Here is a 17352-nt window from a genome sequence, read left to right as displayed (position 1 = left end):
TGGGTTCTGTTCTAAATACTATATATTCTTGCTATTTTTTTCAATGCATTACTTTCAATGAGTTCACTTTATAATTTTTGTTATATTTCTAAAAAAACGTTTTAGAAGAGAACTCTCCTCGGTTATGATTTCCGCCACACCTTGCATGCCATTTTTCAGTACAATTTTTCGGTTTTGATCCTTATTTTCAACTTGATCAAAAGTTATTTTTGCAATAAAAATACTGTCGCGATAAGCCACATCTGAAATGCGCGACAGTCTACCTCTGATCACGCCATATTGTTCAAATGGGTAACTTCGAAGTTTCACCAACGCTCTTTCCCCATTCTCGATTTTCCCCATATTGTACTGTGGGATCTGTACTTCACCAAAAAAATCACTATTGCCCGGATTTATAACAAATAATTCCTGATTTATTAAAACATTCTGATTTTGCTGAATGATGCCTGCGAAACTTAATTTGCCAGAAACCGGAGCTCTTATAATATACTTAAATATCCAACTATTGGTTTCTGAGATACATTGTTGTAATGATTGAGCAAATTTTTCTCTCTCATCATTTATGGTATGCTTCAAGTCTAAAAGCTCTTTTTCTTTAGTGCTGTAGCTTCCTGAATTATATAAAATAGAGGTTTCGGTCTGTTGTAAAGGATATTTTGATGAGAGGTATCTGTTCTCTTGTTGTGCAAACTCACTACGTGAAATAACATTACTTTTATATAGTTTTTGATATGCTTTGTATTCTAATTCTTGATTAGCGTATTCTTTTAACTGTACAGATTTTTGTTTTAAAATTTGTTGCCTCAAAGCACTTATATCCCGGAGATCGTTTTGGAGAAAGGCTATTCTTTTAAGATAATAACCATTATTTTGAGTTGATTTATATTGTAAGTATTGTTGATAAAAGCTTTGATAAGCGGCCTGAAGCTCCCCTAGATTTAAATTAGTAGGCAGCTCGGCCAGTTTGTTCTGTTGTGTTAAGAGTCTATTCTGTATATCCTGAAGCAGTTTGCTAAGCTTCATTACATCAACTGGCGCGCTAATGGTTTCAAAGTATGCTAAAGCCTCATCCTGTTTCACCATTTGCCCTTCATGTACAAGAAGAGTTGCCAGTTTGCCATTCTGCTTAGCTAAGACCGGTTTGGGAGAATTGAGACTGTTCACTTTAAGACTGACCTTTACGATGTCTGGATACTCAATAAAGGCAGATCCTATAAATATAAAACCAAGGATTCCGAATAAAAGCGTAATTCCCCATCGGAGAATCCAATTTGGCACGGCTGTTATGATTTCCCGAATCTCCTCGCTTCTGATTTCCTTGTTATATAAAAAACTGTCTGCATTTTCAGCTACATCTGATTCTATCATTTCTTTACGAATTACCAAGTTCCAGTTGATTTTTAACCAAGTTATAATACGACCCTTTTTTTTGCGTCAAAATTTCATGTGTTCCTTCTTCAATTATTTTGCCCTTATCAAGTACCACAATATTGTCGGCATTTTTGACCGTACTCAAGCGATGGGCTACAACTACGACTGTTCGACCCTGAAAAAATTTTTCTAGATTCTCCATTATTGCCTTTTCGTTATTAGCGTCTAAAGAGTTGGTTGCTTCATCAAAGAATATATATTCAGGATCTTTATAAACTGCCCTCGCGATTAAAATTCGCTGCTTCTGGCCCTGGCTTATGCCATTTCCTTCCTGTCCGATCTTTGTATTGAGACCAAGAGGGAGACTGTCGATAAAATCTTCAATGTTTGCCATTTTGATTGCATGTTTTAGCTTTCGGATATTTGGATGCTCATCTCCCACAGCAATATTCCTGGTAATGCTATCTGAAAAAATAAAGCCATCCTGCATAACACTTCCACATTGCCCCCTCCAAAACCTAAAGCCTATCTGATCTAAATTCATCTGGCCCACCCTCAATTCGCCTCGCTGAGGTTCGTAAAAACGCAACAATAGTTTTAGAATTGTCGTTTTACCACTCCCACTCATTCCAACTATTGCTGTAGTTTTACCTTCTGGAATTCTCAAGTTGACATTTAACAGCACCGGCTCATTACCGGCCCCAGGATAAGTAAATGATAGTTCTTTCAGCATGAGGGTTTTATCTGATGGAAGCTCTCTTTGAAATACTTTTCCCGAAGGTTCCTCATCATCTAGCTTATGTATCTCATTTAATCTCTCAAGACTTAATTTTGCGTCTTGAAGCTGCTGCAGAAAACCTAACATCTGTTCTATAGGGCTGTTAAGCTGACCTACTATATACTGAATTGCCATCATCCCCCCTAGTGTCAACTGTCCTTCGATAACCGATTTCGCAACAATAAACGTAATAACGATATTTTTACTTTCATTGATAAAGAATGCACCGGTTTGCTCAATTTGCGACAATGACAGGCTTTTGACGCTAAAACGAAATAAGCTCGCCTGAATGCCTTCCCATTCCCAACGCTTTTGCTGCTCGCAATTGTTTAATTTAATTTCCTGTATACCACCGATCAATTGCATGACTGCGCTTTGATTTTTGGAGGATATGTCGAAACGTTTAACATCTAGGGCGCGGCGCTTATTCAGAAATAGAATAATCCAGACTGAATAAATAACGCTGCTTATTGCAAAAATATAAAACAGACTGGTATCATACCATGTTAAAATAAAGGAAAAAACTATTAGATTGAACATCGAAAATAGAATACTTAGAGTCGAACCGGTTAAAAAGTTTTGAATCCTTCCCTGATCGCTCATCCGTTGCATAATGTCTCCCGTCATTTAGAATCGAAAAACCCCATTGGTAGATTTAGAAGCTTAATTATAAAGTCAGTGAGTATCGATATGTTAATTCTTGTACTGATGTGCAAAAGTATCCAGCTTCGAATAAATTCTACACTCATCCGGCCGATAAGCAGCATTGTCTGGGCAATAAGGATAATAAATACAAAATTCAAGTTGCGCGTATTGATGCCCGTATCCACAATACTCTGTGTCAAAAATGGGAGAATACTCTGTAACATACTACCAATCCCCAATGCAAGAAACAGTTGTAGTATCAGTTGTTTATAATTGCGCAGATAACCCAAAATATAGGTTAAGCTTAAACCATTTTCGGTATCTGATATCTGCGAATGAAAGTTAGGCGTAGTTTCAAGAGTTAAAGCTACACCTACATCTTCTGCCTGTACAACCGTACTCAGCCAATGTTTTTTAAATTCCTTTTCGCTATAGCTGATCATACCCCTTGCTGGGTCTGCAATATGATATGTCGATCTCCCAGTATTTTTATCAGAAAAAACTCCACTCCCGGAGCTTATTTTGTAAAGTACCACAAAATGATTTTGATTCCAGTGCAAAATAACTGGCAAATCAATTTCCGACAGCTGTTTAAGAGAGAAAGATGCGCCTAATGTCCTAAAACCAATCTTTTCGGCAGCTTCACTTATACCTAAAAGTGAAACGCCGTCTCGGCTGATACCTGAAATTTCACGGAGTTTCTGTAAACTGAAGCTTTTGCCATGATGTTTTGCTATCATGCGCAGGCAGGTCGGGCCGCAATCCATTTGATCTGGCTGTCTATATAATTGGAAGGACATTGATAACTGTTCGTTGTATTATTTTCAAAGAAAAATCATTTTTGTTGAGGTAGCCATCGAAATGATGAAGAAGTAGAGGTTATAGTGAAAAATCTATTAAAATCATTTTAGCATATTATTCTGACAATAAATGGTCTTTAATGAAACTGATATATTCTGTCGTTTGATTGGCTTTGTAGCCACTAAACCGTTTAATTTCCCGACCGCTTTTATCAGTAAAAACTATCAGAGGAATAGATGAAAACCTGAATCTTGCCATCACTTTATTTAAGTCTCTTTCTGGGATTATAAACTGTGGCCAGCTCATGTTTTCTTCCGTCAAAGCTCTCTCCCAGAATAGTGGGTTTTTGTCTATCGATATACTGGCCAAAAAAAAATCCTTGTTGTTTATGAGCTTTCTGATTTTTTTTAATTCTGGGATTTCCATTCTACAGGGACCACACCAGCTGGCCCAGAAAACCAGCATATTTAGGTTAGCTGTTTTGTTTATTCCGACCTTAATGCTTTTACTGTTAGAATAAGCTGAGAGATCAGCAGGCACCTCGTTAGGCTCGGGCATATTTTTTATATATTCCTTTAAATATGAGCCACTAACTGATTCCTGCAAAGCTTCATCGAAATCTCTAAAAATCTCCTCCAACTGAACTCTGCTGTACTTTTCCCTATTCTCAGAGATTTTATAAAGAAAATAGTAAGAATCGGAGTTTTGTTTAACAAGCTTTCTGTTGTTTGTGTATCTGATTAAATCTCTTTCTGAACCAACATAACCAAAGTTCTGCCACTCATACTGCTTAAACAGCCCATTTTCTTTACCCCCTGTCATGTCCACAAGATCTGATCCGTTTTTGCGTTCAACATATGAGACTTCGGAAGTTCCATAATCTAACATGAATGCCCCGTTCGCAGAATTTTTTCCAGTTTTTTTTATCAAGAACTCATTTCTGACGTAAAGCTGTGTAATTCTATTAGCAGAATCAAGATAACAGATGCTTGCTAGAAAAGGCTCGAATTTCGACGAAGGCTTATATTTTAGTTCAAAATTGCCGTTTATGCATTCTGCGGAATCCAAAAAAACTGACCATTCAGCTGCCGTGGTAAGATAAACCCTTTTAATACCTTGACTCAGCCTTTTTCCACTAATTATGGCGTCGTTGTCCGATTTTTTCTTGCATGCTATGAAAAGAAGGAAAAAAAATAGCATTGATGGAGATACTTTCATACTGGTTTTTCAAAATTAAATGATAAGCAATCTGCAGTCCTAATCATCTACATAAGTAGTGCAATAGCTTATTCTGGTTTTCGGAAGGCAGATTGCCCATCATAGTATTTACTGATTAGTTAGCACACTTGCTCACCCCCCCGTTACTCCCCACTGGCGTAGGTGAGGTATGGGAAGTCGTATTGCAGAAACACTCCACGGTAATTGTACCATAAGGAGGGTTGCCTGTCCCTTTCGCACCACACGTTCCATTCTCTGTTACTCCATATGCATTTGTCCATGAGCATGGTGAGGTCTTACAGCCACCTCCAGATCCACCTCCGTAGCCAAAATCATCACCGCCTCTTATTTTCTTTAACTCTTCACGGCTAAAAATCTGCATTGTATTTATTGAAAGCTTTCTCATGTTTTTTTTTATTAGATAATTAATTAGATTGATTTGCCGTTTAGGTGGGCCTACTAACCGTTTCGGGCTATCCCTTGGACTTCCGTTCACTATTGGTTCGGTTGTTCTGTTATTTCAAAAAGAAGAAATTAAAATGAATGATTCTGTTAATTATTTTGCAAATCCTTTCTTTTATAACTATTATCTGTTGAGAACCAAGTCTGGAGGAATACAGGTTTCAAAAAAATCAAATTGAAAATCTAAAGCCATGAGTGCAGCCAATAATGGATCATTGGCTTGGAATCAATGCGATTCGGCATTTCTTTTATTTCCCGGTAGTCATAGAGAAAAACGTCTTTTACAGGAATTACACTCTGAGAAGAATTTTTGTTTTTTTGCAGCGTATCCCTCATACGGTATGGCCCAGAATAGCTAAAGGTCTGTAAACTATCGCGGATCCCTTTATCATATATCTCCGTAATATCTTCAACTACATTATAAAGGTATGATTCATTTTTTTTCGCACAGAATGCTTCTGATGCAATGCTACCGTCAATAGGATCTTCTAAAAGGTATCCATCTCGATTTTTTTCGCTTAAGCCTAGGAAGAGCGGGATATCAAGGAGCTGTATATCCCAGTCGTAATAGTGCCCCCCATAATGGTAGATGATTAGGTATCTGGCAATATCGGCTACTTCGGCATGATTTCGAGCCTCTAATATCGGTTGCAGTGCAAAGGGATAATTTTCCCGTACGAATATTAAAATAGACTCATCGTTCCAAATTTTGATTTCATAACCATAAGTTTTAAGCATTCTCCATGATTTGAGACACTGTCTGACAACTTTATTCTGCTTTGGGCCAACGATGTGGTGGATAATTTTTGGGAGCATTAATTTGAGTGTTTAGATTAGTCTATCAGATATTTGATATCCTCTAGTCGATACGGATCAGGTAATTTGAAGCCATTTATCAGAATTGTCGGAGTAAATTCTATTTCAGCAAGTTCACACCATTTCTTTTGTCTTGCAGTGGCATCTTCAACTGTTTTATTTAAATCTACCGGATACTTCAATATCCAGTCTTCGTATTTCGTGCTAGGATGATACCAATCTTCAAGAGCATTTTCTACGATTGACTTGTCTCTTAGCTGACTAAGGGCAGTAGCATGCCTCGCAACCTGAGTTCTAGCATCATCATCGTCGTCTGCAGTAGTAAATAAGAACTTAAATTGAAGATCCTTTCTAGTTTTCATCCATTCACTCAAAGTCTGGTGAGCATTACCGCACGGGCCACAATAGGGGTTACTGACCATTGTGATAATTGTTTCAGCATCTGGGTTACCTAAAACTATTGGCATCAAGTCATTATCTACCGCATATCGTGGTTGATTCTTTAGCGCCTGTTTAAACAGGTCACTATTAAATTTAAACTTTTTTAGCTGCTGTTTTAAAGGGAGCACCTGAGCTGCCTGTAAGAAAAATGGTTTCAAGAAAGCCCATATAATTATAGGTAATGCAAAACAGAGAAATACATTTGTGAGCATCAAATCCTCTATGGAAAAGTCAAAATATTTTATAGGAGAAATTGCAAAACAGAGAGCCTCTGTTATCAACAGAATTTGGACCATGCAACATAATGTACACCAGTTTCTATTTCTAAATTGATAGCTAAAGGAATACACGGTATAAGGCAGCGCCAATAGATTCAACCAGGCAAGTATGACCAATGATGAGGAAACCGTAATTATTAACAGTAAAGTCCCAGCGAAATAAAAGAATCCTACTTCACTCCAAGATAACCAATCCGTGATTTTCGAAGCTTTACTTTTTAGGATGGTATTACAATCATTTTTTCCCGCAAGTCCGCAAAGATTCTGAACCAGAGGATTGTTCGCGTTAATACTGTGGATCAAAAGCAAAACGCTTACTGCAACCCCGCCTAATTTAATGAAGATCAATAAAAGGTGTAACCAGTTTAGCTCTTGGGAAGACATAATTGATCCCAATAAAATAAAAAATACAATTGTTGCCACAGGGAACAGCAATCTTCTTAGCGTATTTTGTAGTAAAACCTGTTTATACTTGTTTTCCCCGCTTTCGGTTTGCACTTCTGCGCTGAGAATAACTCCGTCCCATAATTTCAGAAACTCTTGTTCCTCAAAGCGACTGTGTTTATTTTTTTCATCAGTATAATGAATGTACCCATTTTCTATCTTACTGATTAATATAAATCTTCCCTTATTTACTGGTAAATGCGCAATAAACGGAATAGGTAATATATCTGCAGCATAGCTGGTTTTATCAACTTGGTAAGCTTCATTATTGATGCCCCACTCATTTAGACAGTCTGATATTGCAAGAAGGCTTGGAAAGTTGGGGTGTTTATTAAGACATTCTTTACTGGTTGAAGGGGTAACATTAACTTTAAGCCTTTTTAAAAGCGAGCTTAGGACTGTTTCCGAATTAGACTGTCTATTGTCTAAGAATTTCATATGGTGAGAGGTTAAGATTGAATACTCAAACTTACGCAACTGAAATATAAGATTTACTTAACAAAAGCCTAATATAAACATAACGAAACCATAATGACAGCATCGTAGATAGGTCGAATTATTGGTAGGCTAACGATAATTGTAAAATGATGGCAAATGATCAATATTTCTTATTCAGAGTTTTCATTCTTATACTCTAGATGTCACTGAAAATTTATAACCCCCTCCTGCTGGAGAAAACTCATCGTGGTCCTGCCATTTTTTTTTGCAATTCAGCAATCCTTATAGGATTTGGAAGTTTAACTTTAATGCTGTGGTAAAACCTGGTAGCCTCTAAAAATTTAGGTCCTTTATAAACCAGGGATATAACATTTCAATTCCGCTACCACCTGCTCACAATTTTGAGAAACTTACCTGTTTCCCGAAAGTGGAAAGTAGCCAAAATTCAAAATATGGGATATTTGTATGAAAGAAGCATAGCCCTGAGTTCAGATATCAGTAAGCTCTTAATACCAGGATCCGGCAGCGCAGGATATGCCGTTTCAACAGGCATAGAACTATTTTTCCTTAAAGCATTGACCATCCGGGGAGGATACCATAACGGAAGTGATCAACAGTATTTCACTGCCGGATTAGCAATCGCATACAAAAAACTATTGTTTGAGACCTCCAGATTATTCAGCGCCCAACAATTTTCAACAACACAAAACACTACCCGGTTCGGATTGGCCTATATAATCAGATAATACATATTCAATCCATCTCTTGAATCTTTCTTACCGAAACCCGGCTGATATGAAAGTACTCCCTTCAGTTCACCCCTAGGGTCGCTGTTATCATTGTAGAACGGGCTCGTTCATTGTAGGAAAAGATTTAACATACCTTACACGAATCGTATCTCCAACTTTAAATTTCATGTCGTATGAATCTCCTTCGTAAGTCTTACCATCTATTGTAAAGGAGTAAGAATAAGAGAAATCCTGAGAGACTGGACTATTACCAAAAAAAATCTTTTCATCAATGATGACTGCAGTGACTTCAGGACAGCCCTTGCCCAACAACTGTCCCTCAACTTTCCTGTATATAAATTTATAGGTAAATATTCCAATAAGGACTAACACAATGAAATAAAAACAATACTTTTTCATTTATTGATTTGTTTTTTCTTTAATCTTGTCCTTGGTTGGACCAGTTGTTGCTTTAATCCCAGACTCCACTGCAGTAAATCCTGTGGCACCGACAAATTTAATAACTGCCTTAGCGCCCTTTTTTACAAGATTATTCCTTCTCCTTGTAATATTTATTCCGACAGCTCTCATGCCACCTTAATTGCCTTGGTGAGGCCTCCACTATTTGCCCCCACAGCTTTACGAATTGTTTTAGCGCCTGGGCATACATCTGATATACGCTATGCTAAACTTTTTAAATCGAATGTTATTTCCGCACACACCAGGTGGTCATGGCCCTCATGTTCTGTACATTGGTCGTCTTGATGGGCTCGTGAAGTTGTCCCCCAAGTTTTTTGGTGAGCCTGACCAGCATTTCCTGGTTAACCAAGAATCGTTCTGATCCGTCCGGAAGAATATACCTGCCATTTCCGATAAAACGGACTAGTGATTCAATACCGATTTCTGAGGCCAGTCGACAGAAGAAATATCCACCGGGTTTAAGTACGCGCCACATGGAGCTTAACATCGCTTCAAAATGTTCCTGGTTTTCTGCAAAATGGAGTACAGCAGAACTGATGACCAGATCAAAACTTTCATTTTCAAATGGTAAGTGTTCTACAGGCCCTATACTGAAATTTTCTTCCGGATTGATATGGGGAAAGGCACTGGCCAGATTTTTAAGCTGTACTATAGCTTCAGGATTTTGATCTACCCCATAAACCTGTGCACCACTTCTTAAAAAGTAAAGCAGGTTTCTTCCCGTACCACATCCAGCATCCAAAACTGTTTCGCACCCATCATAAGTGCCTTTTAATAGCTGGTCGAATAAATAAATATCAATGTTTCCGAAGGTTTCCCGTATATGCTCGCTTTTCATCTCTGATGCAAAGATAATTACAAATAGTCCAGCAGGAACACTGCTGCCAAAAAAACAAACTCGTTACAACCAATTTTCTTGCATCAGCCATTCGATTGTCGTGTTTACTTAGTGGCTTAATTTCGTTTCAGCTACTATCGCCGGAAGATTTATGATGGCATATCTATGAACAGCCTATTGTTATTGTTAGCCCAAGATATGTAGGACCAGACTTGCCGAATGCAAAGGTGAAATTAAACAAACAAGATTTACAGATTCACTAACTTTTTGAATTCCTGTTTTAGTACGAAGCCGTTACTTAGAAACTTGATCGAACCCTTCGCCGAAGAATTCTGCAAGCGTGATGTCCAATGCGGCGAGTACTTTGAGTAAGGACGAGAAATACAAATCCTCCCCATTTTCATAGCGCCAAAGCTGCGTACGGTTAAGATCATGTTTAAAGGCAAATTCTCATAATTCCGTTCCCCTTTAGCTTCCCTAAGGGAACGAATTCGTGCTCCAACCAACTTCAGAACTTCCTGTATATTCTCGCTCTCCTCTTCGTTTCTGGCTTTACTCATAATGTAAAGTAAACCAAAATGATGCGCGAGAGGTACTCTTAAAAAGAAACAGCACAATAGATACATCTTACTAGAAACAAAAACTACATCATTAGCATAGGGTGCCCCATAAGAAACATAGAAGTTCACTACCCTTTTACAATAGTCCGTCCTCAAATACACATTTGTTCAAAAGTATTTGCGAGCATAATCAGCTATCTACTTTTCGGTTTCATTGAAGTTAAACTTGCTGGCCGAAATAAACCTTTAAAGGTATGCAGAGTGTTACACTTAGGGCAATTTAACAAGAACCATATCGAAACCATTGGAATTTGGATTTGAATTATAGTCGATTACTGCGTGATTGTTTTCGACTTTGTTCCAGGGCGATGCCTGCTCGTAGAATGTCACAGGCAGTTGAATGAAGTAATCGTTAGTAATTGTCTTTATTTTACTTACCTTATTTTCCTTTAGAAAATCAATAAGCGGTTTGTTTGGAAGAAAGTGTCCTGAATTTTCTTTCTGGTTATTACCAATTGATACAGTAACTGCAGCAACCTGATCCTTAGACCGGCTATAAATTCTAATCAATAAATAACTATTCATCAAAATCATTGTCAAGACTGTCAATAATAAAGGATAATGAACTCGTCGGAGCTTACCTACTTCTAAAGAAAGGTATGTTGTACAGAGAAAATATATTAAGATATAATATCTCAATGAATTTGCAGTTGTGTAGAACGTAAAAACTACGAAATAAAATATGACCACTGATGCAAATGGCGATAGGATACTCCTTTTTTTCAGGTGGCGGAAGAGTGAATCAAGAAGATAGATAATGAAAACAATTGCACAAATTGAATAACTGAATTCAAACAAAGCATTAGGAGCTAAACCATATATGCTCTCGAAAGTTTTCAAATTGGAAATAAATTGAAAAAATGCCAGCCCATGATGTATCAAAAATAGCAATAGACCAAACATTCCAAAGGAAGCGACAAAATATTTCAGCGCTGTCGTTTTCAGCACTAACCTTTTCAACTCCATATTTTGGATTATTCGTACCTGATAAGTAATCAAAATTATCATGCATCCGAGTAGCATGAGTGGATCGGCTTTACCGATTACATTTGGTATATACTTGAAAGCGCAAAGCAATATGGCCGTGTTAAAAATGCTGCAGATACATAGAAAAATGATTCTCATGTATGCCCTGTCCTTGGAAACCGTGGTGTAGAACAACAATCCGAGGAACAAACTTAACACCAGACTGGAGAATATAATATGGTTATATGCTCCCAGCATATTTGCAATTAAAAATGCATGTTGCCAAACGGTGCGTTGTTCACCTTCTCTAATCATTCGCATGATGCTCAAAAATGAAATTGAGAAGAAAAACAAGTGAAATGTGTTCACCTCCCATGCAATCCGGCTAGCCGTAATAAACAAGACACTTTGGGCTAGCATTAACAACAACACAACTGATGATACCCTTCTGACGCTGTATAATACTTGATAAATAATGCCAAGGCCCACTAAATTGAAAAATACTGTTGTGATTCTCAATTGAATTACCCCTATACCGAATATTCTAAAACTAACCGCATTGATAAGTTGCTGTAAAATGCCGGTATAAGCGGTCATGCCCGTCAAAGAGGTCACGCCTGTTTTCTTAATTTTAATTGCCTCCAGACCAAACCACGCTTCATCCGCATGGAGTCCAGGCAATAAGTCAATTTTATAAACCCACCACCAGATAAAATAACCAAGAAGTATAACTGATATCAAAGTCGCATGCTTTACGATAAAAATGTTGAACCTGTAACTTACTGTATTCGGTTTAGATGAGTTAATCTGATGCATATAGTAGTATATTATATCACAAGTACTTACGATAAAGACTTCACCATTGAAGCCCTGCAAATCACTTCCTGCTTGACAGAAACTGTAAAATCATTTTTTAGATTAAAGGATCGTGTCAAGTATGGAATGTCAGGAAAAAGTTCATGCTGAAGTTCCAAAGCGCTACAATGGCTACCCCGATCACTTTTGTTACATAAAAGGGGTATTTTTTACTCGTGTTAAATACATAAATCACCCCCAAATTGATAAGTAAACCCACGATGCTGATTGTACAAAATATCAAAAACTGGATAAAAGAATTGCCGTAAACATTATTGAATGTCCAATATTTATTCAGAAAGTAATTATTCACAACTGCCAAGATAAAGCCGAAAGTATTTGCCACATACTTGTTTATACCCAATTTTTCTTTCACGATGAAAGTAACACCGAAATCGACCGCTGTTCCAATGAGTCCCACAATTCCAAATCTGATTAATTTAAAGAAGGTTTCTAACATTTGTTCTGGTTTTATATCGTTTTTATCGAATTATTAATACTGATCAATCAGCATTTTTTTTCACTTTTTTCAAGATCAATATGGGCAATATGCCCATCGTCCCTATAAACGAGGTCAATAGGCCTCCAATAATTCCCACAGAAAGTGCGTACCAAAATGTTTCATTATGCGAAAAGATCATAAATGGAACCAATGCGGTAATCATTGCAAAAATTGTGATCGCAATAGCAGGCATTTTAGAAATGCAGGCCTCCAGGAAGGCTTCGGAGCCATTCATTTTATAATGCTTCCGGCGAATATTGTTATATGACGCTATGATATGAATGCTACTGTTAGAGCTTATTGCTGATAAGATTAGCATGGCCATATGTCCGCCTTGATCGAAGTTGATCCGCAACCAATAAAAAAGAAGGAAGAAGCCAATGAAAGAAATAGGGATCATCGCCACAACCGCAAATGCCTGTTTAACGGAATTTAAAAGAATCGCATTAAAAAAGAATATAACAACTGCTATTAATCCAATCGTCAGAAATTGATTATCCGAATACATGTCCCAATTGAAGTGCTGATCTTCTTTAAAAACTGAGTATCCCAATGGCAAATGGCGCTTTAACGTATCTATCTCACGCTCCAACACCTCATTTCCCCGTTCGCTCCATCCTATATAATTGAACTGTAACGTTAATCTATATTGCTGATTTTCCTTTTCGATCTGTCTTGGTGCTTGTTTTTTTTCTATTTTTGCCACCTCATCCAATTTGTACATACTGGAGCCAGCGGAATGGTTGATATTGACCAAACCCCAAAGATCAACCTTCGAAAGCTGGGAATTGCAAAGGAAAAGATCTTCCCTGCCATCCCCAGCTTTAATTGAGGTGACAAACATCACCTCGGAAAGTGCAGGTCGGACCGAGTTATATATGGCATATGGAGATAACCCGTACACAGCAGAATGCTCATTGTCGATGTTGAGCAGAAATTCCTCATAGTCATCCTTATATTCCGAAAAGTTTGAGCTGATAAAAACCTCACCGACTCTTTTATGACTCGATAGCTGATCACTGAGTTTATTTGCCCAAAACGATAGTTCATCATAATTAAATCCATAAAGCTTAACTTTGAACTGTCCCGCTTTTTCCCTAAACTCATTATTGAAACTCTGATCCTCACCTCCGAACACACCCCAGCTTCCCCCGCCCAATTCTATTGCCTTAGTGATTATCTTATCTTTTATCTGAGAAAGAGCACTGCCGGAGATCGAAGGGTCTTTAAAGAAAATTTCAATCCCCGCTTTTTGCGTGCCGTATACATTTGTCTGGAACAATCTGACTTCGTCAAATTGACTGACGAAACTTTCCATTTTTAAAACCAATTCGTTCATCTGTGAAAGCTGGGTACCACTTGGCATGGAAGCAGTTATCTTCAGCACGGTCTCACCGATCGGAACGGGATGACTGGTCTGCACTACGTATTGATAAAAAAGACGTGATACCCCCCCAAGGGCCTTATTCAAAGCCGGTCTTAAACTCTCCCTGTAAAAATCAGTTTTGACCAATTCATTGTATTTAGTCCCAAAACGAGATTCGGAATCAAGATTCTCCGGTAATAGGTATACAGGGAGTCCAAAGACGAGTATTAGAACAGATACAACTATCTTTCGTCTCGCAAGAATAAACCTCAACCAGAAAGAATAGCTGTCGTAAAGAAATTTTCGGACCGGCTTTCTTAAAAATATGTTTCGTCCACCCGTTGATTGTATCGGGCCCACCTTAAAATAATCAATGATTGAAGGAATGAAAAATAATGCTACAAACCAGGAAACCATGATATTGATGGTGATCACCATTAAAAACTCTTGAATATTCAAATGATCAGGCTTATCAAGTAGCACCATGATGGTAAACACACCACAGCTGGAGAAACTTATCGAAGAAAGTGTAGAAAGGACCGATCTGTTATTATTTTTTAGAAGATAGTAATAAGTGGAATGTATATTGTCCGCGATGAGTGCAAATGAAATCCCGATAGCGCCCAATGAATATGCCTGGATATTAATTCCGAGAACATAATATGCTGAAAATGCGCTCAGAATGCTGATAAACAAGCTGGCTACTATCATTAAGACCAGACCTACATTCCGCCAATAAACGAAAATCAGGATAAGCAACAAAGCAAACGAAATTGCGCTTCGTAAAGCTATCTCTTTTAATTGGGAAGTTACAAAAGTGGTTGTGTCATACCTGACATGCACTTGATAGCCAGCTGGCAGGGTTTTATTCAAACCGGACATCCTATATTTTATGCGTTCACCAAGTTTGAGCTGATTGGACGACTCTTTGGCGGTAAAAGCAATGTATATCGAGTTAAGACCGTTTACACGGTAGTATTTGGACGGCTTTTTTTCAGAATGTTTAACCTCTACCAGTTTATCCAGCTGAATGAGTGATCCATTGTTATTCGACACCATCAACTTAGCGGCATCAAATATTGATTCGTTTTGGTCAGACTTTAAGCTGGTTCTCATTAGGTTGCCGTAAGATGCATTCCCGGAAATTTCTCCAGTCCCAATAAATTTTGTTTGATATGTTTCCTGGATTGCCCTTTGGATGTCCCAAACGGAAATGCCATAACTTTGCAACTTATTGTAATTATATTCCAGTCGCCATTCCATAGGCAGCGCCCCTCCGATATCGACGCTTTCCAGTCCTTCTAAATCCTTAAAAGCCTCTTTATAATTTCGTTCTGCAAATTTCTGTATGTCATGATTCGACAAATCAGCGTTAATGGTGTAACTTAAAAAAGGTCTGGAAGAAGATACGTTGCTCTTTTTTAAGTATATTTCCGGGTACGAGACTTCCCTGGGTAAGCGCGGCCAGGTCTGTCTGATAATGTTAGACGTTTCAAATCTGGCCAGATCCATTCTCGTATACCTGTCAAACTCAATCGTCACCTTTCCCCAGCCGTTTCCAGATGTCGAATAAAGATTTCGGATACCTTTAATCCGTGAAAGCATTGATTCCAGTTTGGAAGTTGCTTCGGCTTCTACAACCCTTGCAGCATTACCCGGCATGTTAAAATCAATCTCTATTGCCGGGAGGCTATTGGCCGAATCAATGTTCAACGGCAGCAAATAACCTAAACAGATTCCTATCAGTGAAGAACACAAAAAGAAAATCATTTTCGCAAATGGCGATATGCTGGATGTTTTCAAGGAATGATCTAATTTTTTACCGCTTTTTTCCATTCGAAGGCCTCCATAAGTTCGCGGTTAGAATCATAGTCGAACAAGGTAAATTTCCTTATCCTAAAATAACTCTGCCAATAATTTTTTATAGACAAAATGTAGTTCCGTTGAGTCTCCTGACGACGGTTGCCTGCCAGGACCAGATTGTTTAAGTCCACCTTCCCAATGATGAACCTTTCACGTGTCTGCTCATATACGGTTTTGGACAGCTCCATCGCCTCACTACTGGTTTCAATCAAGGTACGCTGGATATTTAGATCGTTAATCGTCATTGTGACGTCTTCTTCCAAACGGATTTCACTTTCCCTCGCATTTATTTTTGATATGTTCAAATTATTTCTGGCCATGTTATACCTACCTTTTCTCACTCCCCAATCAACTATGGGTACGCTCAGATTGAGGGATATAATACTTTGCTGTTGTGGATTGCGGTAAGCTTTGTTAAAAGTTTCGGAAACCTGGTTAAACCCCAGGCTCGCCGATATCCCTAAATTAAAATTGGATTCTATCTTGGCTTTATTTACGTTCTGCTCGGCCTCCACAACCTGCTGTTCAGACTGCAGATAGGTAACATTATTTCTCTTTGCCAACTGGACTGCCTGGTTCACATCAATTATTTTTAAGGTAGGCATATCCGGAAGGACGACCTCGATCTTGGTATTTTTTTCCAGATTTAAATATGTTGCCAAAGCAAACATGCTTCTTTTGTGGTTGATCTCTGCGGTCTGAAGATTATTCCTGGCATTTACTAGATCCAGCTTCAGTGTTAATAAATCTGATTTGCCTATTGCAGCAATCTTAAACCTTTCACTCCCGATTTTGAAAAGCGTATCCGAGTTATTCAATATTTCTTTTGCAAGTGAATACTCTGCATTCGCCATCGCGAGCGTAAAAAAGTATTCTGCCGCAGTTTCAGCAATCTGCTGGATATCCTGTAATAATGCTTTTTTTGCCCTTTCGAATTTCTGGGGAGCTAACTTTTTCTCCCATTTGTACGGGTTATAACCAAATAAGTCTTGCCTGTAGCCGATTCTGATGGGAACGCTTGTATATTGATTTGCGGCAAAGGCTCCAAAATTCCTTAGATACCCAAGTTCCGAATCTATAAAAAAAGTACCCCCTGTTACATCCAAATTTTGTTTCACGGCGAGATTCCCGAAGCTATAAAGCGCCTGTTGTCTTCTATAAACATCAATGTTCAGGCCTGAATCATACCTTCTGACATAGTCCCGGTTGTAGGCGATGGGTGTCATGTTGAGGGATAATGACGGGAGTCTGTCAGCTTTGAAACTTTGATATTCCCAATAAGATGCCATATAACCGTTTTTTGCGCGAAAGGTTGCCAATGAGCTATCTGAAGCGATCTGAACTGTTTTTTGCAGGTCGAGCCTGATAACTTTCTCCTGAGCGAAGCTTGTGTCTGAGAAAAACACACTTTGCAGGACAATTAAGAGATATAAAATTTTCAC

At 38.2% G+C, this 17352-nt stretch carries 13 protein-coding genes; 1 reads left to right on the top strand and 12 read right to left on the bottom strand.

Features of this window, described 5'->3' with window-relative positions; genetic code table 11:
- Positions 1-63: 63 nt before the first annotated feature.
- The 6 genes from FFJ24_RS05770 to FFJ24_RS05750 form a co-directional block, all read right to left on the bottom strand.
- Positions 64-1368 carry an HlyD family efflux transporter periplasmic adaptor subunit gene (locus FFJ24_RS05770; RefSeq protein WP_138823398.1) on the bottom strand — a complete coding sequence of 435 codons (1305 nt, stop codon included), beginning with the start codon at positions 1366-1368 and terminating at the stop codon, positions 64-66.
- Positions 1369-1372: 4 nt separating this feature from the next.
- Positions 1373-2776, bottom strand: a complete 1404-nt coding sequence (locus tag FFJ24_RS26735; RefSeq protein WP_371716960.1) for a peptidase domain-containing ABC transporter — start codon at positions 2774-2776, stop codon at positions 1373-1375.
- Positions 2773-3534, bottom strand: coding sequence for a cysteine peptidase family C39 domain-containing protein (locus FFJ24_RS26730; protein ID WP_371716959.1), 762 nt, complete (start codon positions 3532-3534; stop codon positions 2773-2775). Before FFJ24_RS26730 ends, FFJ24_RS26735 begins: the two co-directional genes overlap by 4 nt.
- Before the next feature lie 175 nt (positions 3535-3709).
- The gene (locus tag FFJ24_RS05760; RefSeq protein WP_138823395.1) at positions 3710-4813 is read right to left on the bottom strand and encodes a TlpA family protein disulfide reductase; all 1104 of its coding nucleotides are present in this window, start codon (positions 4811-4813) and stop codon (positions 3710-3712) included.
- 645 nt (positions 4814-5458) lie between these two features.
- Complete coding sequence (locus FFJ24_RS05755) at positions 5459-6091, bottom strand: glycosyltransferase family 32 protein (protein ID WP_138823391.1); 633 nt, start codon at positions 6089-6091, stop codon at positions 5459-5461.
- Between the two features lie 17 nt (positions 6092-6108).
- On the bottom strand, positions 6109-7692 hold the full coding sequence (locus tag FFJ24_RS05750; protein WP_138823389.1) for a cysteine peptidase family C39 domain-containing protein: 1584 nt from the start codon (positions 7690-7692) through the stop codon (positions 6109-6111).
- A gap of 452 nt (positions 7693-8144) precedes the next feature.
- On the opposite strand from FFJ24_RS05750, the gene FFJ24_RS05745 reads away from it, so the two are divergent.
- Positions 8145-8438 (top strand): hypothetical protein, encoded by a 294-nt coding sequence (locus tag FFJ24_RS05745; protein ID WP_138823387.1) that lies wholly within the window; start codon positions 8145-8147, stop codon positions 8436-8438.
- 402 nt (positions 8439-8840) lie between these two features.
- Here FFJ24_RS05745 and FFJ24_RS25985 read toward each other — a convergent pair whose 3' ends face one another.
- The 6 genes from FFJ24_RS25985 to FFJ24_RS05715 all read right to left on the bottom strand — a co-directional run bounded on the left by FFJ24_RS25985 (position 8841) and on the right by FFJ24_RS05715 (position 17352).
- Positions 8841-9011 (bottom strand): hypothetical protein, encoded by a 171-nt coding sequence (locus FFJ24_RS25985; RefSeq protein WP_168202395.1) that lies wholly within the window; start codon positions 9009-9011, stop codon positions 8841-8843.
- Between the two features lie 115 nt (positions 9012-9126).
- Entirely contained in the window at positions 9127-9738 is a 612-nt protein-coding gene (locus FFJ24_RS05740) for a class I SAM-dependent methyltransferase (RefSeq protein ID WP_138823385.1), read from the bottom strand.
- Positions 9739-10568: 830 nt separating this feature from the next.
- Positions 10569-12140, bottom strand: a complete 1572-nt coding sequence (locus FFJ24_RS05730; RefSeq protein ID WP_138823383.1) for a hypothetical protein — start codon at positions 12138-12140, stop codon at positions 10569-10571.
- A 115-nt stretch (positions 12141-12255) separates the two neighbouring features.
- Positions 12256-12639, bottom strand: a complete 384-nt coding sequence (locus FFJ24_RS05725) for a GtrA family protein (protein ID WP_138823381.1) — start codon at positions 12637-12639, stop codon at positions 12256-12258.
- 43 nt (positions 12640-12682) lie between these two features.
- The gene (locus FFJ24_RS05720; protein ID WP_138823379.1) at positions 12683-15883 is read right to left on the bottom strand and encodes an efflux RND transporter permease subunit; all 3201 of its coding nucleotides are present in this window, start codon (positions 15881-15883) and stop codon (positions 12683-12685) included.
- Positions 15859-17352, bottom strand: a complete 1494-nt coding sequence (locus FFJ24_RS05715; protein WP_210419467.1) for a TolC family protein — start codon at positions 17350-17352, stop codon at positions 15859-15861. The genes FFJ24_RS05720 and FFJ24_RS05715 overlap by 25 nt, the downstream gene beginning before the upstream one ends.

Source organism: Pedobacter sp. KBS0701, from assembly GCF_005938645.2.
In the GTDB taxonomy this organism is placed as follows: domain Bacteria; phylum Bacteroidota; class Bacteroidia; order Sphingobacteriales; family Sphingobacteriaceae; genus Pedobacter.
This window is presented reverse-complemented; position numbering and strand designations above follow the sequence as displayed.